Annotated in this window: 1 pseudogene; it reads right to left on the bottom strand. The window is 58.8% G+C overall.

The features are described 5' to 3' along the window. A pseudogene (locus LZP73_RS21695) lies at nt 1-257 on the bottom strand (hypothetical protein); the annotation flags it as partial.

Below are 257 nucleotides of genomic sequence, written 5' to 3'. Positions count from 1 at the left end.
TATTGCTCGCCGTTAAGCTTTGATCTTCGATGGCAGTGCCTGTGATGCTGACACTGCCGGTGGGCGCATCGTTGACATTGCCGACAGCGGCGGTGGCGCTGGAAGTGACGCTCTCCGCGGTGCCCTGGTTATCCGTGTAGCTGGCAACGACACTGATACTGGCACCGACATCGGCATCCAACAGCAAATAGCTGCTGCCGGTGGCGCCGCTGATATTGCTGCCATCGCGCAGCCATTGATAGCTGATGGCACCCAAA

Origin of the sequence: Shewanella sp. AS16 (assembly GCF_021412365.1) — a bacterium.
Taxonomy (GTDB): Bacteria; Pseudomonadota; Gammaproteobacteria; order Enterobacterales; family Shewanellaceae; genus Shewanella; species Shewanella salipaludis.
The sequence above is the reverse complement of the archived record's forward strand: the minus strand, read 5'-3'. Positions and strand labels throughout refer to the sequence as shown.